Here is a 20,462-nt window from a genome sequence, read left to right as displayed (position 1 = left end):
CTCGATCATGAAGGAGAGGCGCCGATGACGGTCACCATGACCGAGACCGTGGTGCAGCCCGGGCCCTCGGCGATCCGAGACGGCAGGGCGAGCGGCACACGCCCGCTGCGCGTGGCCAGGGCGCTCGTGTGGCCGGCGCTCACCGTGTCGATCGTGCTCACGCAGATCCCGTTCCTGCTGACGATCTCCTACTCCTTGCAGCGCTGGAACCTGCTGCGGCCGGGGCAGCGGGAGTTCGTCGGGTTCGAGAACTACGTGACGGTGTTCGCGAACGGCTCGTTCCTGTCGTCCCTCTGGGCGACGGTGCTCATCACCGGCAGCTCGGTCGTGCTCTCGTTCGTGCTCGGCCTGCTGTTCGCGGTCCTGCTCGACAGGAGGTTCGTGGGGCAGGGAGTCGCCCGCACCCTCATGATCACGCCCTTCCTCGTGATGCCGGCCGCGGCCGCGCTCATCTGGAAGTGGTCGATCCTCGACGCCTCGAGCGGCATCGCGAACTGGCTCCTCGGGCTCGTCGGCATCCCTCCCGTGGCGTGGAACACGGATGTGCCGATCTGGACGGTCATCATCGTGCTGACGTGGCAGTACACGCCTTTCATGATGCTGATCCTGCTCGCCGGGCTGCAGTCGCAGAGCCGGGACGTGCTCGAGGCGGCATCGGTCGACGGCGCGGGCCCGGTGCGGACGTTCGGTCTCATCACGCTGCCGCACCTGCGCCAGTACACCGAGATCGCGGTGCTGCTCGCCTCGATCATGCTGCTGCAGACGTTCGACCCCATCGCGATCATGACGCGAGGCACGGGCGGGACGAAGACGCTGTCGTACCTGCTCTACGAACGCGCCTTCGTCGGCCTCGAGGTCGGCGAGGCCGCCGCCTACGGCGTGATCACGGTGATCGTCACGATCGCCGTCGCCCTCGTGGCGCTGCGCACGCTGTTCAAGGTCTTCTCGACCGAAGGGATCTCCCGATGAGCCCGACCGTCGTCCGTCGCCGGCCGTGGGCCGTCCGAGGCCGCGCGGCGCTCATCACCGCCGTCACCTGGGTGCTGGTCCTCGCGTTCTTCTTCCCCGTCGCGTGGATGGTGCTCACGGCGTTCAAGGACGAGCGGGACGCCGCGACCTCTCCTCCGACGTTCTTCGCGGAGTTCACGACGCGGCAGTTCGAGGCGGTGTTCGACCGCGACATGCTGCCGTACCTCGTCAACTCCTTCTCCGCGAGCGTCGTGTCGACGCTCATCGTGCTCGCCCTCGCCATCCCGGCGGCGTACGCGCTGAGCATCCGGCCGATCAAGAACGTGCGCGATGCGCTGTTCTTCTTCCTGTCGACCCGGTTCATGCCCGTGGCCGCCTCGATCATCCCCGTCTACCTCCTCCTGCAGACGCTCGGTCTCCTCGACAACCTCAGCGCGCTCACCCTCCTGTACGTCGGGATCAACCTGCCGATCGCGGTGTGGATGATGCGGTCGTTCTTCGTCGAGGTCCCCGGCGAGATCGTGGAGGCGGCGCAGCTGGACGGCGCGAGGCTCGGCACCGAGATGTTCCGCATCGTGCTGCCCATGGTGCTGCCCGGCGTGGCCGCGGCCGGGCTGATCTGCTTCATCTTCGCGTGGAACGAGTTCTTCCTCGCGAACCTCCTCACGGCGAACGTGGCGCGCACGACGCCGCCCTTCCTGACCAGCTTCGTCGACGGCCGCGGGCAGTTCCTCGCGGTGCTGTCGGCGGCGTCGACCATCGCGATCCTGCCCGTCGTCGCGGCGGGGTGGATCGCCCAGAAGCAACTCGTCCGCGGACTGGCGATGGGAGCCATCAAATGACGAACCGAACGGACCCGATCGCCCTGAGCTCGCAGGCCCTGCGCGGCATCGCCGCGGCTCGGGACGACGTCGAGCTGCCCGCATACGACCGCCACGCCGTGCGCGCGGGCATCGCCCACTTCGGCGTGGGCGGGTTCCACCGTGCGCACCAGGCCGTCGTCGTCGACGACCTGCTGAAGCGGGGCAGGGGCGACGGCTGGGGCATCGTCGGCATCGGGGTGCTGCCGGCCGACGTCGCGATGCGCGACGCGCTCGCCGCGCAGGACGGCCTGTACACGCTCGTGCGGAAGCACCCCGACGGCCACCTCGACGCGCGCGTCGTCGGAAGCATCGTCGACTACCTGTACGCGCCGGACGACCCGGAGGCGGTGATCGAGCGGCTCGCCGATCCGGCCCTGCGCATCGTGTCGCTGACGATCACGGAGGGCGGGTACAACGTCGACCAGGTCACGGGCGAGTTCGACTCGTCGGCGCCCGCGATCCAGGCCGATCTCGCGCGCGGGGCGACGCCCGCGACCGTCTTCGGCCTCGTCGTCGAGGCGCTGGCCCGTCGCCGGGAGCGCGGCACGGAGCCGTTCACGGTCATGTCGTGCGACAACGTCCAGGGCAACGGCGACAAGGCACGGACCGTCTTCTCGACGTTCGCGTCGCTGCGGGACCCCGAGCTCGGGCGCTGGGTCGTCGACCACGTCGCCTTCCCGAACTCGATGGTCGACCGCATCACGCCCGTCACGACGGAGGAGGACAGGAGGCTGGTCGCCGACCGGTTCGGCATCGACGACGCCTGGCCCGTCGTCGCGGAGCCGTTCTTCCAATGGGTCATCGAGGACCGCTTCCCGGCCGGCCGCCCGGCGTACGAGGAGGCGGGCGCGCAGGTCGTGGACGACGTCGAGCCGTACGAGCTCATGAAGCTGCGTCTCCTCAACGCCAGCCACCAGGGCATGGCCTACTTCGGCGCCCTCGGCGGCTACCGGTACGTGCACGAGGCCACGGCCGATCCGGCGATCGCGGCGTTCCTCCGCGACTACATGGACCTCGAGGCGACGCCGACGCTGCGTCCGGTCCCCGGCGTCGACCTCGACGCGTACAAGGCCACGCTCATCGAGCGCTTCGCGAACCCGGCCATCCGGGACACCCTCGCGCGGCTGTGCGCGGAGTCGAGCGACCGCATCCCCACCTGGCTGCTGCCCGTCGTGCGCGAGCGCCTCGCCGCGGGCGGCGACGTCCGCCGCTCCGCCGCGATCGTCGCGAGCTGGGCGCGGTACGCCGAGGGGGCGGACGAGCAGGGCGAGCCGATCGAGGTCGTCGACCGCTCCGCGGACGAGCTCGTCGCGATCGCCCGCACGCAGCGCGACGACCCCACCGCCTTCATCGCGAACCGGCGCTTCTTCGGCGACCTCGCCGACGACGAGCGCTTCCGCGACGCCTATCTCGAGGCGCTGAGGTCGTTGTCCGACCACGGCGCGCTCGCGACGGTGCGGGGGCTCGTCGATCGCGGGAAGGGGTGACGCGCCGTCTCGGCCCGTCGTCGGATGCCGCGGGTCGCGTCTCCCGATGGCGGGAAGGCCGATCCACGGCGTCCGAACGTCCCGTCGAGCTCAGTTCCATCGAGCTCAGTTCTGTCGAGCTCAGTTCCGTCGAGCTCCGTTCTGTCGAGCTCCGTGCGGTGTTGTCGGGTTCGGTGTCGGCGAGCCAGCGGAGTCTCGTGGCGGTGAAGGAGGCCACGGGGACGAGGCCGGTGCGTTGTGCGTGCGCGGCCGCGCCGATCTCGGTGGTGAGGGCGATCGCGGCCTTCGGCGGCCGGTGAAGCTCCGCGGTCAGACGAGAAGGGCGTCGACCCCGAGGCGGGCATACGTCGGCATCGCCCGGCGGTCGCATGTGATCAGGCGCACGTCGGCCTCGCGGGCGGCGAGAGCGACGAGCCCGTCGTAGACGGCGCCGCCCGAGACATCCGCCGCCTGCAGCTCCGGCACGGCGGACAGCGCGCCCTCCGTGCTCAGCGCATGGCTCCCGGGGAAGTTCGTGCGGACGATGCGAGCCGCTGTCGCGGGAGCGACGCGCGGGGCGCCGGGAAGGCGCGTCAGCACCGAGTACGTCTCGATCAGCGCGTGCCCTGCAAGGCCCAGCGCCTTGCCCTTGACGGTGATCATGACCGCTTCGTGCCTGTCGTGCGACGGCTGGACGAGCGCGAGCGCCGCACTCGTGTCGAGCAGGAGCTCAGCGCTGGTCGGCAAGGCGCAGCTCCCGGATGCCGTCCGCCGTGACCGGGGGGCCGTCGGCTGCGATCACGAGGAAGCCGTCGCGTGTCTCGACCGCATCCGTGGCGGGGATCTCGATCCGCAACCCGCTCCCGTCCACGACGACGTCGATCGGGCCCGGCACGAGCCCGATCCGAGCGCGGAGCGACGCGGGGATCACCACGCGACCCGCCTTGTCCATGGTCGTCAGCATGGTATGCATCCTACCATTCTCATGGCATCCCCAGCGGCGGTGGCGCGGCGCCGGCACGTCGGTAGGATGCGGGCACCGTCATCGCGCGGTGCCGGTCACGACGAACGGAGCTCCTCCATGACGCAGCCCGCCCGCCCCGTCGACATCGGGGTGCTCGTCCCGGTCGGGCATGCGCCCGGCGAGGAATTCGAGGACTGGGCCGGCAGCGTCCGCCGGTGGGAGGACCTCGGCGTCACCGCGCTCGTCGTCGAGGACGACGGCGCGGGAGACGTGACCGCCCTGGAGCCGTTGACGCTGCTCTCCGCACTGGCGACCGCGACCGAGCGCATCGGTCTCGTCGCCTCCGTCCCGGCCGACGGCGAGGCGGCCTACGCGTTCGCCCGCAAGATCGCGTCGCTCGACCACCTCTCGGCGGGACGGGCGGGCTGGCGCCTCGTCGCGTCGCGGACGGTCGCCGGCGGATGGGTGACGCCCTCCGACGGCGACCGGGCCGCCTACGCCGACGAGGTCGTCGAGGCCGTCCGCGGGCTGTGGGACACGGTCGCCGACGACGCGTTCCCGCGCGATCAGGAGTCGGGCGTCTTCCTCGACCGCCGCGGACGCCGAACACTCGACCACCGCGGGACGCACGTCGTGACGTCCGGGCCGATCAACGTCTCGCGCCCGCCCCAGGGACACCCGGTGCTCGTCCAGACCGCGGCGTCGGCGGACGAGCTGTCCGCGGCCGCCCGCCGGGCCGACGTCGTCGTGGTCGACGACGCGGCCGTCGCGACGGGACTCGACGCCGCGCTCGCCGCGCACGGCCGCGCGCGCGAGACGGTGAGGGCGTGGCGGCGCGTGCCGGGAGCCGCCCCGCCCGACACGCTCGTCGAGCGCGTCGCAGCGGAGACCCTCGACGGCGTCCTCCTCGCGTTCGACGACGTGCGCACGGCCGACGGGGCCCTCTCCCGTCTGCTTCCGCTCCTGCGGGAGCGCGGTCTCGCCGGGAGCCGCGGGAGCGGAACCCTGCGCGCGGCTCTGAGCCTGCCGCGTCCCGCCCTCGCGATCGCCGACATGGAGGCCGACGCATGACCCGTGAGCTGCACCTCGCCGGCATCTACGCCTCGCCCGGGGGCAACCTCGGCGGCTGGCGGTTCCCCGGCTCGCCGCAGGCGGCCGACACCGATCCCCGCTTCCTCATCGCGCAGGCGCGCAGGCTCGAGGCGGCCGGATTCGACGCGGTCTTCTTCGCCGACCAGCTGGCGGTGCCCGACGTCCATCCCGACGTCGTCGAGCGCGTGTCGACCGTCAACGACAGCCTCGAGCCGATCACGATGCTCTCGGCCATCGCGGCCGCGACCGAGCGGATCGGCCTCATCGCGACGACGTCGATCTCGTACAACACGCCGTCGGCCATCGCCCGGCAGTTCGCGTCGCTGGACCGGATCTCCCGAGGCCGCGCCGGATGGAACGTCGTGACGAGCCTCACCGACGCCGAGGCGCGCAACTTCGGCCGGTCGGCGCACACCGACCACGAGGCACGGTACCGGCAGGCCGAGGAGGCCGTCCGGGAGGTCTACCGGCTCTGGGACGAGGGCGGGATCGCGCGCGTGAGCCCGCAGGGGCGCCCGCTCATCACCCAGGCCGGCGCATCGCCGTCCGGCCGTGCTCTCGCCGCCCGTCACGGCGAGCTGGTGTTCTCCGGATCGACGCGGCTGGAGGACGCGCTGGAGTACGCCGGCGACATCCGCCGTCGCGCGGAGGAGGAGGGGAGGGACCCGGCCTCCGTGCTCGTCCTGCCGATCCTCGCCACGGTCGTCGCCCCGACCCGCGCGGAGGCGGAGGACAAGCACGATGCGCTCACGTCGCTCCTGCACCCGCGCGTCGCCCTGGGCGACCTGGAGTTCTGGCTCGGCAGCGTCGACCTGCGGAGCCACGATCTCGACGGCCCGCTGCCGGAGCTGCCCGTCACCAATCAGAGTCACAGTCATCAGCGCGCGGTCTACGACACGGCGCGTCGTGAGGACCTCACCATCCGCCAGTTCGTGCAGCGTGCCATCAGCGCGGTGGACCACATCGTCGTCGGCACGCCCGACGAGATCGCCGACCGCGTCGAGGAGTGGTTCGAGCTCGGCGCCGCCGACGGGTTCAACCTGATGTTCCCGTACGCGCCGGGGAGCATCGACGACTTCGTCGACCTCGTCGTGCCCGAGCTGCGCCGCCGCGGTCTCTTCCGCACGGAGTACCGTGGTCGCACCCTCCGCGACCACCTCGGCCTCGTGCGGCCCGACGGCGGGTCGTCGGCCCGCTGAACGCTGCGCGACACCGTGCAGGAAGAACCGGATGCCGGCGACGACCGCCTCGCGCGGTTCCGCGGGACGTGGTCGGCGGGCGTCGCGATTCTCCTGCGTCGTGCTGCGGCTCAGGTGCGGATGACGACGTTGACCGGCTCCTCGCCGCGCGCGAGGCGCTCGGCCTGCTCCGCGACGAGCCGCGCGATCCGCGGCCGCATGGCGTCGGAGCGGCCGCCCATGTGCGGCGAGACGATCGCCCCGTCGAGCGACCACAGCGGGTGGTCCGCGGGCAGGGGCTCGGGGTCGAAGACGTCGCTCGCGACGCGGATGCGCCCGCGGCGCACGTGATCGACGAGGGCGTCGGTGTCGACCGTCGGGCCGCGTCCGATGTTGACGAGCAGGGCGCCGTCGGGAAGCGCCGACAGCGCGGCGTCGTCGATGAGGCGGCGGGTGCCCGCCCCTCCGGGCAGGGCGTTGACGAGGACGTCGGCGGTGGGCAGCAGGGCGGGGAGGTCCGCGATCCCGCGGACGCGGAGTCCGTCCTCGTCGCGGGCACGCGAGGCGACGGGCACGAGCTCGGCCTCGAAGCCCTCGAGCCGGCGGGCGATGGCCCTCCCGACGCCGCCGTATCCGAGCAGGACGACGCGGCGGTCGGCGAGGCCCGGCGTCCCGATGCTGTCCCAGGTGGCGCGTTCCTGGTTCCGGATCACGACGTCGAGCCGGCGCTGCGCGGCGAGGATGAGCGTCAGGGTCAGCTCGGCGGTGGCCGTCTCGTGCACGCTCGACGCGTTCGCGTAGACGATGCCGGCGGGCAGCCGATCCTCGACGCCCTCGAACCCGATCGCCTGCCCCTGCACGAGCCGGGGCGCGATCTCGCCCAGCCTCGCCAGCATCCGTCCCTGCCGCATGTACGGCGGGACGACGAGGTCGATGCGCTCGCGCGGCGGCGCGTCCGCCCCGTCCCAGAGGACGACGTCGATGTCGAGCGAGGGATCGAGCCGCGCCCTCACATCCTCGGCGAGCTGCTCGTGCGGGACGGCGACGGTGAGGGAGGTCATGGAATCGAGGCTAGCGCGGCCGGCGGGCCGGGCCGTCCGCGTCACGCGCGCCGGAGCGCGGGTCCCGTGTACCGTGCCGACGGTCGGATGATCTTGGGGTCCGCCGCCTGCTCGACGATGTGGGCGGACCATCCGATCGCGCGGGCGAGCGCGAACGTGGGGGTGAACATCTCGCGAGGCACCCCGACCCGTTCCATCACGATCGCGGCGTAGAACTCGACGTTCGCGTGGAGCGCCCGACCGGGCTTCGACGCGGCGAGGGCATGATCCGCCTCCTCCTCGAAGCGCAGGGCGAGCTCGACCCGATCGCCGCCGAGGTCGAGCGCGATGGCCTTGAGCAGCTCGGAGCGGGGATCGGCCGTCCGGTAGACGGCGTGCCCGAACCCCATGAGCCGCCGGCCCGCGGCGAGTTCTCCGCGAATCCACGGCCCGATGTCGTGCGGGCTCTCGATCCGGTCGAGGGCGTCCAGGACGCGCGAGGGCGCTCCGCCGTGGAGGGGGCCCGTGAGCGAGCCCAGCGCTCCTGCGAGAGCCGAGGCGACATCCGCGCCCGTGGAGGCGATGACCCGCGCCGTGAACGTGGACGCGTTCAGGCCGTGGTCGACGACGGCGATGAGGTACGCGGAGAGCGCCCGTTCCTCCTGCGCCGTGGGCACGCGTCCCGTGAGCTGGTGGAGGTAGTTCGCGACGACGCCCCGGTCCGGCAGCGCCGGCCCCGCCGCGTCGCCGTTCGCGCGCCGCCAGAGCGCGGTGAGGAGAGGGGGGAGCGCTGCGGTGAGCAGCAGCGCGTCGTCGCGGCGCTCCTCCTCGGTCAGGTCGTAGACGGGCCGCATCCCCCGCCGTGCGGAGAGGAGCGGCCAGGCCGCCTTCACGCCGTGGAGCACGTCCGGCCCGAGCGGCGCCAGCGCGGCGACGAGCTCGTGCACGTCGGCGTCGTCGTCGGCGGACCGGAGGACGTCCGCGAAGCGGGCGGCCCGGGCCGGGCCGGGCAGCGCTCCGAAGAGGAACAGATGCCAGACCTCCTCCAGGGTCGCGTGCCGGGCGAGGTCGATCGCCGAGTGCTCGCGGTACTGGTAGTAGCCCTCGAGGCCGTGGACGTCGCTGATCTCCGTGTCGGTCACGGCCACGTTCGTCAGGCCGCGGGGCACGGCGATCAGGGACGGATTCATCCGGTCGGGCTGCACCGACATGGTCACTCCTTCGTGGGGACGTCTGCGCGGACGGTGGACAGGATCAGTGTGGGTGCGGGACGATCGGTGCGTCAACATTGATCGGATCAACATGAGCGCTCCTCCCCCGCGGCTGACGGCGGGCCAGGCGGCGGCCCGGCTCGGCGTCAAGCCCGAGACCCTCTACGCGTACGTCTCGCGCGGACTCATCGGGCGCACGAGGACGGCCTCGGGCTCGTTCTTCGACCCGCTGGAGGTCGAGGCGTTCGCGGTGCGGCGCACCCGGCGCGCGACGGCGGCGTCGCCGGACGGCGCGAGGCGTTCGGACGGCGAGCCCCTCATGGTGCTCGACACCGACATCGCCCTCGTCGAGGACGACGAGCTGTTCCTCCGGGGCGAGCCGGCCGCACGGCTCGCGCGCGAGCAGTCGTTCGACGCGGTGGCGGCGTGGCTGTGGGGCGAGAGGTGGGACGTCGGCCGGCGTCTCCGTGCACCCGCGACGTTCGTCGAGACCGCTCGCGGGCTCGTCGCGGCGCTTCCGTCGACCGCGTCGTGGATCGACCGCGTCGTGGTCGCGGTGCGCGCGCTCGCGACCGCCGACCCGCTCAGGGACGACGTCGGCCCGCGATCACTGGCCCGCGTCGGCGAGATCGTCGTCGCGGGCATCCCGCGATCGCTCGCGCCGCACGCCGGCATCGCCGAGGAGGCCTCGGCGCCCGAGGCGCTGTGGCAGGCGCTCACCGGATCCGTGCCGTCCCCGGTCGAGGCGGCGGCCGTCAACGCGGCCATGGTGCTGTCGGTCGATCATGACCTCGCCGTCTCGACGCTCGCCGGACGCGTGGCGGCGTCGGCCCGCGCGTCCGGCTACGCGGTGGTGACCTCGGCGCTCGGCGCGTTCGACTCTCCGCTGCACGGCAACGCCAGCCAGGCGGCCGCGCAGCTGCTCGGCGACGTCGTCGGAGGCATGCCCGCCGACGTCGCCATCGGGATGCAGCTCCGGACGCTCGGACGCGGGGCGCCGGGGTTCGGGCATTCTCACTATCGCGGCGTGGATGCGCGGGCCGGGGCTCTCCTCCGCGCGATCGAGCCGCTCGACCCGGAGAGGACGGTGGGCGTCGCCGTCGATGCGCTCCGCGAGGCGATGCGCCCGACCGGGCTCCATCCGAACCTCGATCTTGCGCTCGCTGCGCTCACGGTCGCCGCGGGCATGCCGGTCGATGCGGGCGCGCTCGTCTTCGCGACCGCCCGCGTCGCGGGATGGATCGCCCACGCGTCGGACGAGTACGGCAGTCCTCCGATGCGTCTCCGGCCGCGCGGCCGGTACACCGGGCCGGCGCCGGACTGGTCGCGCGTGGAGGCCGGAGACGGCTGAGGCTACGCGGCCTGCGCCACCACGGCGGCGATCGCCGAGGTGAAGAAGGCGAGCCCGTCGACCCCCGAGCGCATCGCGGCGGGGGTGCCGGGCCCGAAGCCGGGCTCGACCGCGTGCTCGGGGTGGGGCATGAGGCCGACGACGTTGCCGCGGTCGTTCGAGACGCCCGCGATGTCGTTCAGCGAGCCGTTGGGGTTGACGCCGAGGTAGCGGAACGCGACCTGGCCCTCGCCCTCGATGCGCTTCAGCGTCTCGTCGTCGGCGATGTAGCCGCCGTCGGCGTTCTTGAGAGGGATGACGATCTCGGCGTGCTCGTCGAACGCGTTCGTCCAGGCGGTCGAGGCGTTCTCGACGCGCAGCCGCTGATCGCGGCGGATGAACTGCTGATGGGCGTTGCGGATGAGCCCGCCCGGCAGCAGGTGCGCCTCGACGAGCATCTGGAAGCCGTTGCAGATGCCGAGGACCGGGACGCCCTTCGCGGCGGCGTCCTTGACCTCGGTCATGATCGGCGCGAGCGCGGCGATGGCGCCTGCGCGCAGATAGTCGCCGTAGGAGAACCCGCCGGGGAGGATGACGGCGTCGACGCCCTCGAGGTCGTGCGAGCCGTGCCAGAGGGCGACCGGCTCGCCGCCCGCGATCCGCACGGCGCGCTGCGCGTCGCGGTCGTCGAGCGAGCCGGGGAACGTGATCACCCCGATCCGGGCCGTCACTCGACGACCTCGATGCTCACGACGTCCTCGATGACGCCGTTCGAGAGGATCTCGTCGGCGATCGTCCTGGCCTCGGCGAGCACGGCGTCCGTGACGTCGCCGTCGACGGTCAGCTCGATGCGCTTGCCGATGCGGACGTTCTGGAAGGCGCCATGGCCCAGCCGCGAGAGCGACCCGGTGACGGCCTTGCCCTGCGGGTCCAGCAGCTCGGCCTTGGGCATGACGTCGACGACGATGGTGGGCATGAGGTGGGCTCCGGATGTCGCGGGCGGGGTGTCGGACCCAGTCTAGTCGCCGCGTCCCTCGCCGTCCGGGCCCCGGCGGCCGTCCTCGCCCGACCGGCGTTCGCGCGGCGCGTCAGGCCTCGGAGCCCGCGCCCTGCGGGGGAAGACGCGATGCGTACCGGGCGAAGAACGTGGACCGGGTGCCCCGCACGTGCTCCCGCATCAGCTCGCCGGCGCGATCGGGGTCCCCGGCGTCGATCGCGCTGACGATCGCGCGATGGTCGGGCCAGCGCCCGCTGCCGCGCGCCTGCCGGTCGGAGGCGTAGAGCCACTCGATCTTCCAGGACAGCTGACGCAGCAGGCGCTGGAGGGTGGGGGATGCGGCGAGCTCGCCGATCGCGAGGTGGAGGCGGTCGTTCACGTCGACGAGCGCGTCGAGGTCGTCGCGCGCGGCCACCTCGTCCCCCCTGTCGAGCAGCCGGGCGAGCTCTCGTCGTGTGTCCCACCACTCCTGCGGGCTGTCCTGCCGCGACCACAGCGCGGCGGCCCGGGCGGCCGCGCGGCGCGCGGTGGCGACCTCGAGCGTCTCGCGGACGTCGAAGAGGTCCTCGGCCTCGTCCATGGGGATCGCCGCCACGCGCGATCCCGCGTGCGGACGGGACGCGATGAAGCCCTCGCTCTCGAGCCCGCGCAGCGCCTCGCGCACCGGCACGCGGGAGACCGCGTAGCGCTGGGCGAGGGAGGCCTCCGTCACCCGCTCGCCGGGGAGGAGGGTCCCGGTGATGATGTCGCGGCGGATGGCGTCCTGCACGCCCGACGAGACCCCGCCGGACGGATAGGAGGGGACGGCGGGAGGGCTCCCGTCGTCGGCGTCATCCGAGGAGGCTTGCACCGGGGATCGCTCCTAGCAGCTCGCGTGTGTACTCCGCCTGCGGCGAGAGGTACACGTCGTCGACGCTTCCGGCCTCCTCGATGCGTCCCTGCCGCAGGATGACCACGTTATCGGCGATCTCACGCACGACCGCCAGATCGTGCGTGATGAACAGGTACGAGACGCCGAGCCGCCGCTGCAGCCCGGCCATCAGCTCGAGCACCTGCTGCTGCACGAGCACGTCGAGCGCCGAGACGGCCTCGTCGCACACGAGCAGCGCGGGCTCGAGCGCGAGCGCACGCGCGATCGCGACGCGCTGGCGCTGGCCGCCCGAGAGCTCGGACGGCCGGCGGTGCGCCGTGTCGGCGGGGAGCGCCACCGCGTCGAGCAGCTCGGCGACCCGGCGCGCGCGGGACGCGCGGTCGCCGACGCGGAACACCCGCAGCGGCTCGTCGACGATCCGCTGCACGGTGTGCGTCGGGTCGAGCGACCCGTAGGGGTCCTGGAAGACCGGCTGCACGCGCCGCCGGGCGTCGCGTCGCTCCGCGCGCGTGCACGTCGCGAGATCCGTCCCGTCGACGAGAGCGGCGCCGGACGTGGGGCGCTCCAGCCCGAGCAGGATCCGCGAGATCGTCGTCTTGCCGGATCCCGATTCGCCGACGAGCGCCGTGGTGGTCCCGCGCGGCACGCGGAACGAGACCTCGTCGACGGCGCGCACCGTTCCGCGCTGTCCGCGCACGGAGAACTCCTTCACGAGGTCGCGCACCACGATGACGTCGGGCGAGCGGGCATCCGTCGTCTCGGCCGGCTCCGCGACGCCCGCGCGCGCCTCGGCGACGTGCACGCCGGGCGCGGCCTCGACGAGGCGACGGGTGTAGGGATGGGCGGGGCTGCGCAGCACCTGCCGAGGGGTGCCCTCCTCGACGATGCGCCCGTCGAGCATGACGACGATCCGGTCCGCGCGATCGGCGGCGATGCCGAGATCGTGCGTGACGAGGAGCAGCGTCGTGCCGTGGGAGTCCACGAGGGTCTGCAGATGGTCGAGGATGCGCTTCTGCACCGTGACGTCGAGCGCCGAGGTCGGCTCGTCGGCGACGAGCAGCTCGGGCTCGCGCGCGAGGGCGCGGGCGATGAGCACGCGCTGGCGCATCCCGCCCGAGAACTCGTGCGGATACTGGCGTGCGCGGCGCTCCGGCTCGGGCACGCCGGCCTCGTCGAGCAGCTCGACGAGGCCGCGGTGCAGGCGCTCGCCGCGGAGCCCGTCGCGTCGCAGCGCGTCCGCGACGTGATCGCCGATGCTCATCGTCGGGTTGAGGCTCGACGCCGGGTCCTGCGGCACGAGGCCGATGCGGCGCCCGCGCGCCGCGCGCACCCTCGACGCGTCGCCCAGCAGATCGTCCCCGTCGAGGTCGATGCTCCCCGCCGTGATCCGGCCTGCGCCCGGCAGCAGGCCGAACAGCGCGGACACGAGGGTCGACTTCCCCGATCCGGACTGCCCGACGATCGCCACCCGCTCGCCGCGCCGGACGTCGAGGTCCACGCCGTGGAGCACGGGGCGCTCGCCGTAGCTCACCTCGAGCCCGCGCACGCCGAGCAGCGGCGCGGACGATGACGCGGACGTCGGGGCGGATGCGGCGGTCTCAGCGGCCGGCGGCATATCCCTGCGCCCCTCTCGGGTTGGCGGCGGCGCCGAGCAGGCCGGTCCCGGGGTCGCGCGTCACGGCCGACAGCCGGCCGAGCGACCAGTCGCCCGACCGCGTGACGACGTGTCCCCTGGCCTCGAGCGCGCGGACGACGTCGTCGCCGAGACGGTCCTCCACGACGGCGCCGCCGGGCGTCCCCGTGCGCGGCCAGAAGGAGCCGGGGAACGACGTCGTGTGCAGCGCGGGGGCGTCGATCGCCTGCTGCGGGCTGTACCCGCCGACGAGCACGCGCAGCAGCATGAGCAGCTGCCACTGGTCCTGCTGATCGCCGCCGGGCGACCCGAGCGCCATGACCGGGAGGCCGTCGCGCAGCACGAGCGTGGGCGTGAGCGTCGTGCGCGGACGCCTGCCCGGCACGAGCGCCGACGGAGAGGACGCGTCGAGCCAGGTCATCTGGAGCCGCGTGCCCAGGCAGAAGCCGAGCGCGGGGATCGTCGGGGAGGACTGCAGCCATCCGCCCGATGGCGTCGCCGAGATGACGTTGCCCCAGCGGTCGACGACGTCGATGTGGCACGTGTCCCCGCGCGTCGCGCCTCCCGCGTCCGCGACCGGTTCGACGTGCTCCGCGCCGATGGGCACGACGGCGACGGTGGGCTCGCCGATCCCGGCGGCGTCCGCCGCGTCCTCGTCGGCGCGCAGCGGGGGCAGCGGAGACGGCACGCGACCGCCCGGCGAACCCGGTCGGACCTCGCGGGAGGCGTGCTCGCCGATGAGCGCGCGCCGCTGTGCGGCGTACTCGTCGGAGAGGAGATGCGCGAGCGACTCGGCGTCGAGCGGCCCGTCGGAGTCGCCGTACCAGGCCTCGCGGTCGGCGAGCGCGAGCTTGAGCGCCTCGAGCACGGTGTGGGCGCCGATCGCCGTCGACGGGTCGAGGCGCTCGTCGGGGAGTCCCTCGAGGATCTTGAGCGCCTGAAGCAGGATCGGGCCCTGGCCCCACGGGCCCGTCTTGGCGACCTCGTACCCGCGGAACCTCGCCACGACGGCGTCCTCGACATCCGCCGAGAACGCCTCCACATCGGCCGCCGTCATCACCCCGGCGTGTTCGGCGCCGTCGGAGTGGCGGTGGGGCGTGCGCACGAACTCCTCCACGGCGCGGCCGACGACGTCGCGCCATCGCGCGCGTGCCGCGTCCACCTGCGCCTCCCGTCCCGCCCCGGCCGCCGCGTCGGCCGCGGCCACGAGCCCTTCGAGGACGCCGGCGTAGACGGGGTTGGCGATGCGCTCGCCCGCGCGGGGGACCACGCCGTCCGGCAGCCACCGCTCCGCCGACGTCCGCCAGTGATCGCGGAAGAGCCCGGAGACGCTCGCGATCGTCTGGACCACGCGTTCGAGGACGGGATGCCCGTCGCGCGCGTAGCCGATCGCGAAGGCCAGCGCATCGGCGACCGACCAGGTGCCGTGATCGCGTAGCAGCAGCAGCCAGGCGTCCACGGCTCCGGGCACGGCGGCGGCGAGCGCACCGGATCCCGGCACCAGGTCGAGTCCCTCGGACCGGAAGCGGTCGATCGTCGCTCCCGCCGGCGCCGGCCCCTGCCCCATCAGCACGCGGGGACGGTCGGGGGCATCAGCGGTCGCGAACACGGCGGTCATGTCGCCGCCGGGCCCGTTGAGGTGCGGCTCGACGAGGTGCAGCACGAAGGCGGCCGCGACGGCGGCGTCGAAGGCGTTGCCGCCGCGTTCGAGCACGGCCTGCGCCGTCGCGGTCGCCGTCCAGTGGGTCGACGCGGTCATGCCGAACGTCCCGGAGAGGTCCGGGCGCGTCGTGAACGCGGGAGGGATGGTGAAGGAGGGATTGCTCAAAGGTGTCACCTGCTGTCGGAGGTCGGATCGAGGACGTCGCGGAGGCCGTCTCCGACGATGTTGAAGGCGAGGCAGATCGCGATGATCGCCAGGCCGGGGAACAGGGCCGGCCACGGGGTGCGCGAGAGGTACTGCTGCGCGTCGGAGAGCATGATGCCCAGGCTCGGGTCGGGCGGCTGGATCCCCAGGCCGAGGAACGACAGCACCGCCTCGCCGAGCACCGCGACGGGCATGATCACCGTGGCCTGGATGACGACCGCCGACGCGCAGTTGGGGAGGACGTGCTGCCACACGATCCGCGCCCCGGAGGCGTTCATGGTGATCGCTGCCTGCACGAACTCACTCTCCCGCAGCCGGAGCGTCTCGCCCCGCACGACGCGCAGCATGACGGGCACCTGCGCGACCCCGAGCGCGATCGCGGCGTTGGCGGGGCTGGGGCCCGCGATCGCCGCGAGCGCGATCGCGAGCACGAGGAACGGGAAGGCGAGCGCGACGTCGTTCAGGCGCGAGATGGGGGCGTCCAGCCAGCGCCAGTACCCGGCGGCGAGTCCGAGCGGCACGCCGGCGACGACGGCCAGGACGACCGAGATCGCGCCGATGAGCAGGGAGGTGCGGATGCCGTAGAGCATGCGCGAGAGGATGTCGCGGCCGAGGTCGTCGGTGCCCAGGAGGTAGCCGACGGTGCCGGGGAGCTGGAAGGGCGCCTCGAAGTTCACCCCCGCGGGCGGGTGCGGGGCGATGACCGGCGCGAGGGCGGCGGCGAGCACGACGACGGCCATCAGGGCGAGCCCGCACAGCGAGAGGGGAGTCCGGATCAGCCGGCGGAGGGCGCGGCCGCGGGGCGCCCGCGCGATCGCCGGCCCCGCCGTGACGAGCTGGGTCATCGGGCGCCGCCCACCCGGATGCGCGGGTTGATCACCGAGTACAGGATGTCGACGGCGAGGTTGACGACGACGTAGCCCGCCGTGGCGATGAGCACGACGGCCTGGACGACGGGGTAGTCGCGGGTGAAGACCGCGTCGAGCGTGAGCTTGCCGAATCCGGGCAGGGCGAAGATCTGCTCCGTGACGACGGCGCCGGAGATGAGCCCTCCCAGCTGCAGGCCGGCGATCGTCACGACGACGATGAGCGAGTTGCGCAGCCCGTAGCGGACGAGGACGCGCCAGCGTCCGAGCCCCGTCGCGCGCGCCGTCCTCACGTAGTCGGCGCGCATCGCCTCGATCATCGACGCGCGGGTCTGGCGCATGATGACGGCGGCGAGCCCCGTGCCGAGCACGACCGCGGGCAGGGTCAGGTGCAGCGCCCACCGGGCGGGGTCCTCCCGCACCGGCACGTATCCCGATGCCGGGAACAGCCCCCACCCGATGCACAGGACGAGGATCGCGATCATCCCGAGCCAGAAGTTCGGGATCGACAGGCTCACGAGCGCGACGGCGTTCGCCGCCCACTCCGGCCAGCGCCCGCGGAACCGCTCGGCGATCACGCCGAGCACGATCCCGGCGACGACGGCCACGACGATCGCGTACAGTGCCAGCCACAGGGTGACGGGGAGCGTCGAGGCGATCATCGAGGAGACCTCGGCGCCGGTGCGGGTGGACTCGCCCAGGTCGCCCGTGAGCACCTGCCCGGCGAACCGGGCGAACTGCACGGCGATCGGGTCGTCGAGGCCGAGCTCCGCGCGGACGGCGGCGATCCGCTCGGGCGTCGCCTCCTCTCCCGCCATGGCGAGGGCGGGGTCGCCCGGGAGCAGGCGGACGCCGAAGAAGATGACGACGCCCGCGAGCAGCAGTGTCACAGCCGACTGGCCCAGGCGGGAGAGGAGGAAGCGCGCCATCGCCCGTTCACTCCGTCTCGACGAACGCGGCCTGGCCGAGACGCACGACGCCGTCAGCGTACGTGCCGATGCCCGCCACGTCCGCCGTGTAGCCCGTGAGCGAACGGGTGCGGTAGAGGTAGACGACCGGGTTGTCCTGCTGCACCTGCGCGATCGCCTCGCCGTACAGCTCCGCGCGCTCGTCGGTGTCGAACGTCTCCGTCGCCCGCGTCAGCAGCTCGTCGACCTCGGCGTCGGAGTAGCCGGAGTAGTTGTTCCCCGCCCCCGTCGTGAGGAAGTTGAACGTGTTGCCGTGCGGGTCCACGCGCCCCGACCATCCCAGCTGGAGCAGATCGAAGTCGCCGGCGTTCTGCACGTCCAGCAGTGTCGAGTACTCGACGGGGACCAGCTCGAGCTCGAAGCCCGCGTCGGCGACCGAGGCCTGGATCGCCTGCGCGAGACGCAGCGTGTCGGGGTTGTTCGTCACCTTCATCTCGACGCGGTACGGGATCTCCGCGCCCGCCTCCTCGAGGAGGGCGCGCGCGCCCTCGGGGTCGTACTCGGCACACGCCTCGGACGCGTCGGAGCTGAAGGGGCTGGCGGGCGAGATCGGCGAGCACGCCGGGTCGTAGTAGCCGTTGAACACCGAGGCCACGAGCTGCTCGCGGTCGATGGACATCGACAGCGCCTCCCTCACGCGCGGATCGTTCGCGAGCGGGGTCCCGATGTCGCCGGGAGCGGCGCCCACGCCGTCGGTGTTGCCGACGTTGACGGTGATGGCCTGGTAGCCGAGGGACTCGACCTGCAGGATGCCCAGGCCGTCGTCGTCCTGCAGCTCGGACACGTCCTGCGTCGAGAGCGTGTCGGCGACCTGCACGTCGCCCGAGCGCAGGTTGGCCGCGCGGATGGAGGCGTCCGTGATGATGCGGTAGGTGATCGTGTCGAGGTGCACGGAGTCGGCGTCGTAGTACAGCGGGTCGCGCTCGACGGTGATGGACGTCTGCGGCACGCGCTCGACGAACCGGAAGGGCCCGACGCACACCGGCGCATCCCCGAAGTCGTCGCCCTCCTCGGCCAGCGCCTTCGGGGACATGATCATGCCGGCGCGGTCGGCGAGCACCGCGGCCAGCGGGGAGAACGGCGTGTCGAAGGCGATCTCGACGGTGTGCTCGTCGACGGCTTCCACGGCCGTCACGGGGCCGAGCTCGCTGCGGCGGGAGGAGTCCTCCTTCGCCAGATGACGGTCGAGCGTGGCCTTGACGGCCTCCGCGTCGAAGGGCTCGCCGTCGGCGAAGACGACGCCCTCCCGGAGGGGGATGGTGACGCTCAGGCCGTCGTCCGAGACCTCCGGCAGCTCGGTGGCGAGCATGGGCACGACCTCGCCGTCGGCGTCGATGTCGTAGAGCTTCTCGCACATCGTCTGCATGACGTAGCGCGTGTACAGCGAGGACGAGGTGGTGGGGTCGAGCCGATCGGGCTCCGCGGAGAGGGCCATGACGAGATCCCCGCCCTCGACGGTCGTCTTGCCGTCGAGGGAGACCTCGGTCGTGTCCTCCGCCTCCTCGGTGGGGGCCGAGGTGGTCTGGACGGCCTGGCACCCGGTGAGGGCGAGGGCTGCGACGATCATCGCCGCCGCGGCGCGCGGTGCGCGCGGGGACGGCGACGCCGACGGGATGGGGAAGGAACGCACGATGCCTCCAAGGACGGGTTGCAGGGACGGATTGAATGCAATCACGACTCTTGGGTCGTTCAGGTATGCAATCTGTTACTGAGTGGTTACGTTTCGCCCATCGGCGGCCCCCGCACGCCCTTGACGCGATGGGAGCGCTCCCATAAAGTTCCATGACAGGACGTGGGAGCGCTCCCATGCCCTGTCCACCCACCACAAAGGAGTGACAGTGAACACTCGTGCCATCCGCCGCGGCGCCGCTGCGGTCAGTGCCCTCGCCATCGGCGGCCTCGTGCTCGCCGGATGCTCGGGCTCCGGCGGCGACGCCGAGCCGGCAGATCCCGACGCCCCCCTCGAGCTCACGATCTCGACGTTCAACGACTTCGGCTACACCGACGAGCTCCTCCAGGAGTACACGGACGAGCACCCGAACGTCACCATCGTCCACAACAAGGCCGCGACGTCGAACGACGCGCGCGCGAACTTCTTCCAGAAGCTCGGCAACACCGGGCTCGCCGACATCGAGGCCGTCGAGGTCGACTGGTTCACCGAGATGATGCAGTACGCCGACCTGCTCGAGCCCGTCCCCGACGACCTCGAGGGCCGCTGGCTCGACTGGAAGGAGGCCGCCGCGACCGACGCCGACGGCAACCTCGTCGCGTACGGCACCGACATCGGGCCGCAGGCCGTGTGCTACCGCTCCGACCTGTTCGCGGAGGCGGGGCTGCCGAGCGACCGGGAGGAGGTCGCCGGCCTCTTCACCACGTGGGACGACCTCTTCGCCGTCGGCCAGGAGTACGTCGACACGACGGGGAAGCCGTTCCTCGACTCCGCCAACACCGTGCTGCAGGGCCTCATGAACCAGATCGAGGTCACCTACGAGGAGGCGGACGGCACGATCGTCGCGACGGAGAACCCCGACGTCCGCGAGGTGTACGACACGGTCGTCGAGAACGCCATCCCGATCTCCGCGTACGCCGGACAGTGGAGCGACGACTGGTACGCGTCGATGGCGAACGGCGAGTTCGCCGCGATGCTGTGCCCCGGCTGGATGCACGGCGTCATCTCGGGCGAGGCCCCCGACGTCGCGGGCTGGGACATCGCCGACGTCTTCCCCGGCGGCGGCGGCAACTGGGGCGGATCGTACCTCGTGATCCCCGCGAACGGCGCGAACGTCGCCGCCGCGCAGGAGCTCGCCGACTGGCTGACCTCGTCCGACACGCAGATCAAGGCGTTCGTGAACGCCGGGACGTTCCCGAGCCAGCCCGAGGCGTACGACAGCACCGACCTGACGGGCTTCGTGAACCCCTACTTCAACGACGCGCCCACGGGCGAGATCGGCATCGAGCGCGCCGAGGCCGTGACGGTGTCGCCGGTCAAGGGGCCGAAGTACTTCCAGTTCCACGACGCCCTGCAGAACGCCGTGACGCGCGTCTTCGACGGCATCGAGGACGAGGAGACCAGCTGGCAGACCTGGGTCACCGAGGTCTCGGCGTTCTGACGCGAGGCTTCACGGGCGGGCGCGCACAACGCAGGAG

The 20,462-nt window shown here is 72.6% G+C and carries 19 protein-coding genes and 1 pseudogene; 7 read left to right on the top strand and 13 right to left on the bottom strand.

Annotated elements, in window-relative coordinates; all coding sequences use genetic code 11:
- Positions 1–24: 24 nt before the first annotated feature.
- From N8K70_RS15305 to N8K70_RS15295, 3 genes are read left to right on the top strand one after another with little or no spacing between them, the layout of a single operon-like run.
- Complete coding sequence (locus N8K70_RS15305) at positions 25–969, top strand: carbohydrate ABC transporter permease (protein ID WP_317139212.1); 945 nt, start codon at positions 25–27, stop codon at positions 967–969.
- Entirely contained in the window at positions 966–1,811 is an 846-nt protein-coding gene (locus N8K70_RS15300; protein ID WP_317139211.1) for a carbohydrate ABC transporter permease, read from the top strand. The genes N8K70_RS15305 and N8K70_RS15300 overlap by 4 nt, the downstream gene beginning before the upstream one ends.
- On the top strand, positions 1,808–3,319 hold the full coding sequence (locus N8K70_RS15295; protein ID WP_317139210.1) for a mannitol dehydrogenase family protein: 1,512 nt from the start codon (positions 1,808–1,810) through the stop codon (positions 3,317–3,319). Before N8K70_RS15300 ends, N8K70_RS15295 begins: the two co-directional genes overlap by 4 nt.
- 151 nt (positions 3,320–3,470) lie before the next feature.
- Here the strand turns inward: N8K70_RS15295 and N8K70_RS17155 are convergent.
- The 3 genes and pseudogenes from N8K70_RS17155 to N8K70_RS15285 form a co-directional block, all read right to left on the bottom strand.
- Positions 3,471–3,614, bottom strand: a pseudogene (locus N8K70_RS17155) (xylulose kinase); the annotation flags it as partial.
- 14 nt (positions 3,615–3,628) lie between these two features.
- The gene (locus N8K70_RS15290; RefSeq protein WP_317139209.1) at positions 3,629–4,045 is read right to left on the bottom strand and encodes a PIN domain-containing protein; all 417 of its coding nucleotides are present in this window, start codon (positions 4,043–4,045) and stop codon (positions 3,629–3,631) included.
- Positions 4,029–4,262, bottom strand: coding sequence for a division/cell wall cluster transcriptional repressor MraZ (locus tag N8K70_RS15285; RefSeq protein ID WP_317139208.1), 234 nt, complete (start codon positions 4,260–4,262; stop codon positions 4,029–4,031). Before N8K70_RS15285 ends, N8K70_RS15290 begins: the two co-directional genes overlap by 17 nt.
- Positions 4,263–4,379: 117 nt before the next feature.
- On the opposite strand from N8K70_RS15285, the gene N8K70_RS15280 reads away from it, so the two are divergent.
- Positions 4,380–5,333 (top strand): LLM class flavin-dependent oxidoreductase, encoded by a 954-nt coding sequence (locus N8K70_RS15280; protein ID WP_317139207.1) that lies wholly within the window; start codon positions 4,380–4,382, stop codon positions 5,331–5,333.
- Positions 5,330–6,553 (top strand): LLM class flavin-dependent oxidoreductase, encoded by a 1,224-nt coding sequence (locus N8K70_RS15275; RefSeq protein ID WP_317139206.1) that lies wholly within the window; start codon positions 5,330–5,332, stop codon positions 6,551–6,553. Before N8K70_RS15280 ends, N8K70_RS15275 begins: the two co-directional genes overlap by 4 nt.
- A gap of 110 nt (positions 6,554–6,663) precedes the next feature.
- Here the strand turns inward: N8K70_RS15275 and N8K70_RS15270 are convergent, their stop codons facing one another.
- Both N8K70_RS15270 and N8K70_RS15265 read right to left on the bottom strand, forming a co-directional pair.
- Positions 6,664–7,593, bottom strand: a complete 930-nt coding sequence (locus N8K70_RS15270; RefSeq protein ID WP_317139205.1) for an NAD(P)-dependent oxidoreductase — start codon at positions 7,591–7,593, stop codon at positions 6,664–6,666.
- A gap of 41 nt (positions 7,594–7,634) precedes the next feature.
- A complete protein-coding gene (locus N8K70_RS15265; protein WP_317139204.1) occupies positions 7,635–8,783 on the bottom strand; it encodes a citrate/2-methylcitrate synthase in 1,149 nt (382 codons plus the stop codon).
- Positions 8,784–8,874: 91 nt separating this feature from the next.
- On the opposite strand from N8K70_RS15265, the gene N8K70_RS15260 reads away from it, so the two are divergent.
- Complete coding sequence (locus N8K70_RS15260; protein WP_317139203.1) at positions 8,875–10,134, top strand: citrate/2-methylcitrate synthase; 1,260 nt, start codon at positions 8,875–8,877, stop codon at positions 10,132–10,134.
- A gap of 2 nt (positions 10,135–10,136) precedes the next feature.
- Here N8K70_RS15260 and purQ read toward each other — a convergent pair whose 3' ends face one another.
- The 8 genes from purQ to N8K70_RS15220 all read right to left on the bottom strand — a co-directional run bounded on the left by purQ (position 10,137) and on the right by N8K70_RS15220 (position 18,945).
- Positions 10,137–10,844, bottom strand: a complete 708-nt coding sequence (gene purQ, locus N8K70_RS15255) for a phosphoribosylformylglycinamidine synthase subunit PurQ (protein ID WP_317139202.1) — start codon at positions 10,842–10,844, stop codon at positions 10,137–10,139.
- Positions 10,841–11,089 (bottom strand): phosphoribosylformylglycinamidine synthase subunit PurS, encoded by a 249-nt coding sequence (gene purS / locus N8K70_RS15250; protein ID WP_317139201.1) that lies wholly within the window; start codon positions 11,087–11,089, stop codon positions 10,841–10,843. Before purS ends, purQ begins: the two co-directional genes overlap by 4 nt.
- 112 nt (positions 11,090–11,201) lie before the next feature.
- Positions 11,202–11,960 carry a GntR family transcriptional regulator gene (locus tag N8K70_RS15245; protein WP_317139200.1) on the bottom strand — a complete coding sequence of 253 codons (759 nt, stop codon included), beginning with the start codon at positions 11,958–11,960 and terminating at the stop codon, positions 11,202–11,204.
- Positions 11,941–13,596 carry an ABC transporter ATP-binding protein gene (locus tag N8K70_RS15240; protein ID WP_317139199.1) on the bottom strand — a complete coding sequence of 552 codons (1,656 nt, stop codon included), beginning with the start codon at positions 13,594–13,596 and terminating at the stop codon, positions 11,941–11,943. The genes N8K70_RS15245 and N8K70_RS15240 overlap by 20 nt, the downstream gene beginning before the upstream one ends.
- Positions 13,580–15,373, bottom strand: coding sequence for a gamma-glutamyltransferase family protein (locus N8K70_RS15235; RefSeq protein ID WP_317141231.1), 1,794 nt, complete (start codon positions 15,371–15,373; stop codon positions 13,580–13,582). Before N8K70_RS15235 ends, N8K70_RS15240 begins: the two co-directional genes overlap by 17 nt.
- Before the next feature lie 74 nt (positions 15,374–15,447).
- Complete coding sequence (locus N8K70_RS15230) at positions 15,448–16,326, bottom strand: ABC transporter permease (protein ID WP_317139198.1); 879 nt, start codon at positions 16,324–16,326, stop codon at positions 15,448–15,450.
- Entirely contained in the window at positions 16,323–17,276 is a 954-nt protein-coding gene (locus tag N8K70_RS15225) for an ABC transporter permease (protein ID WP_317139197.1), read from the bottom strand. The genes N8K70_RS15230 and N8K70_RS15225 overlap by 4 nt, the downstream gene beginning before the upstream one ends.
- A 7-nt stretch (positions 17,277–17,283) precedes the next feature.
- On the bottom strand, positions 17,284–18,945 hold the full coding sequence (locus tag N8K70_RS15220; protein ID WP_317139196.1) for an ABC transporter substrate-binding protein: 1,662 nt from the start codon (positions 18,943–18,945) through the stop codon (positions 17,284–17,286).
- Positions 18,946–19,153: 208 nt separating this feature from the next.
- Between N8K70_RS15220 and N8K70_RS15215 the strand changes: the two genes are divergently transcribed.
- Positions 19,154–20,425 carry an ABC transporter substrate-binding protein gene (locus N8K70_RS15215; protein WP_317139195.1) on the top strand — a complete coding sequence of 424 codons (1,272 nt, stop codon included), beginning with the start codon at positions 19,154–19,156 and terminating at the stop codon, positions 20,423–20,425.
- The last annotated feature ends 37 nt before the right edge of the window (positions 20,426–20,462 follow it).

This window comes from Microbacterium sp. AB, from assembly GCF_032878875.1.
Lineage (GTDB): Bacteria > Actinomycetota > Actinomycetes > Actinomycetales > Microbacteriaceae > Microbacterium > Microbacterium betulae.
This window is presented reverse-complemented; position numbering and strand designations above follow the sequence as displayed.

What these genes read in the sequence shown, in the direction of transcription:
- N8K70_RS15230 (WP_317139198.1), bottom strand. Translation starts at nt 16,326, where the DNA reads ATGACCCAGCTCGTCACGGCGGGGCCGGCGATCGCGCGGGCGCCCCGC.
- N8K70_RS15240 (WP_317139199.1), bottom strand. Translation starts at nt 13,596, where the DNA reads ATGCCGCCGGCCGCTGAGACCGCCGCATCCGCCCCGACGTCCGCGTCA.
- N8K70_RS15280 (WP_317139207.1), top strand. Translation starts at nt 4,380, where the DNA reads ATGACGCAGCCCGCCCGCCCCGTCGACATCGGGGTGCTCGTCCCGGTC.
- N8K70_RS15235 (WP_317141231.1), bottom strand. Translation starts at nt 15,373, where the DNA reads ATGACCGCGTCGACCCACTGGACGGCGACCGCGACGGCGCAGGCCGTG.
- N8K70_RS15265 (WP_317139204.1), bottom strand. Translation starts at nt 8,783, where the DNA reads ATGTCGGTGCAGCCCGACCGGATGAATCCGTCCCTGATCGCCGTGCCC.
- purS (WP_317139201.1), bottom strand. Translation starts at nt 11,089, where the DNA reads ATGCCCACCATCGTCGTCGACGTCATGCCCAAGGCCGAGCTGCTGGAC.
- N8K70_RS15275 (WP_317139206.1), top strand. Translation starts at nt 5,330, where the DNA reads ATGACCCGTGAGCTGCACCTCGCCGGCATCTACGCCTCGCCCGGGGGC.
- N8K70_RS15270 (WP_317139205.1), bottom strand. Translation starts at nt 7,593, where the DNA reads ATGACCTCCCTCACCGTCGCCGTCCCGCACGAGCAGCTCGCCGAGGAT.
- N8K70_RS15285 (WP_317139208.1), bottom strand. Translation starts at nt 4,262, where the DNA reads ATGCTGACGACCATGGACAAGGCGGGTCGCGTGGTGATCCCCGCGTCG.
- N8K70_RS15295 (WP_317139210.1), top strand. Translation starts at nt 1,808, where the DNA reads ATGACGAACCGAACGGACCCGATCGCCCTGAGCTCGCAGGCCCTGCGC.
- N8K70_RS15305 (WP_317139212.1), top strand. Translation starts at nt 25, where the DNA reads ATGACGGTCACCATGACCGAGACCGTGGTGCAGCCCGGGCCCTCGGCG.
- N8K70_RS15225 (WP_317139197.1), bottom strand. Translation starts at nt 17,276, where the DNA reads ATGGCGCGCTTCCTCCTCTCCCGCCTGGGCCAGTCGGCTGTGACACTG.
- N8K70_RS15300 (WP_317139211.1), top strand. Translation starts at nt 966, where the DNA reads ATGAGCCCGACCGTCGTCCGTCGCCGGCCGTGGGCCGTCCGAGGCCGC.
- N8K70_RS15260 (WP_317139203.1), top strand. Translation starts at nt 8,875, where the DNA reads ATGAGCGCTCCTCCCCCGCGGCTGACGGCGGGCCAGGCGGCGGCCCGG.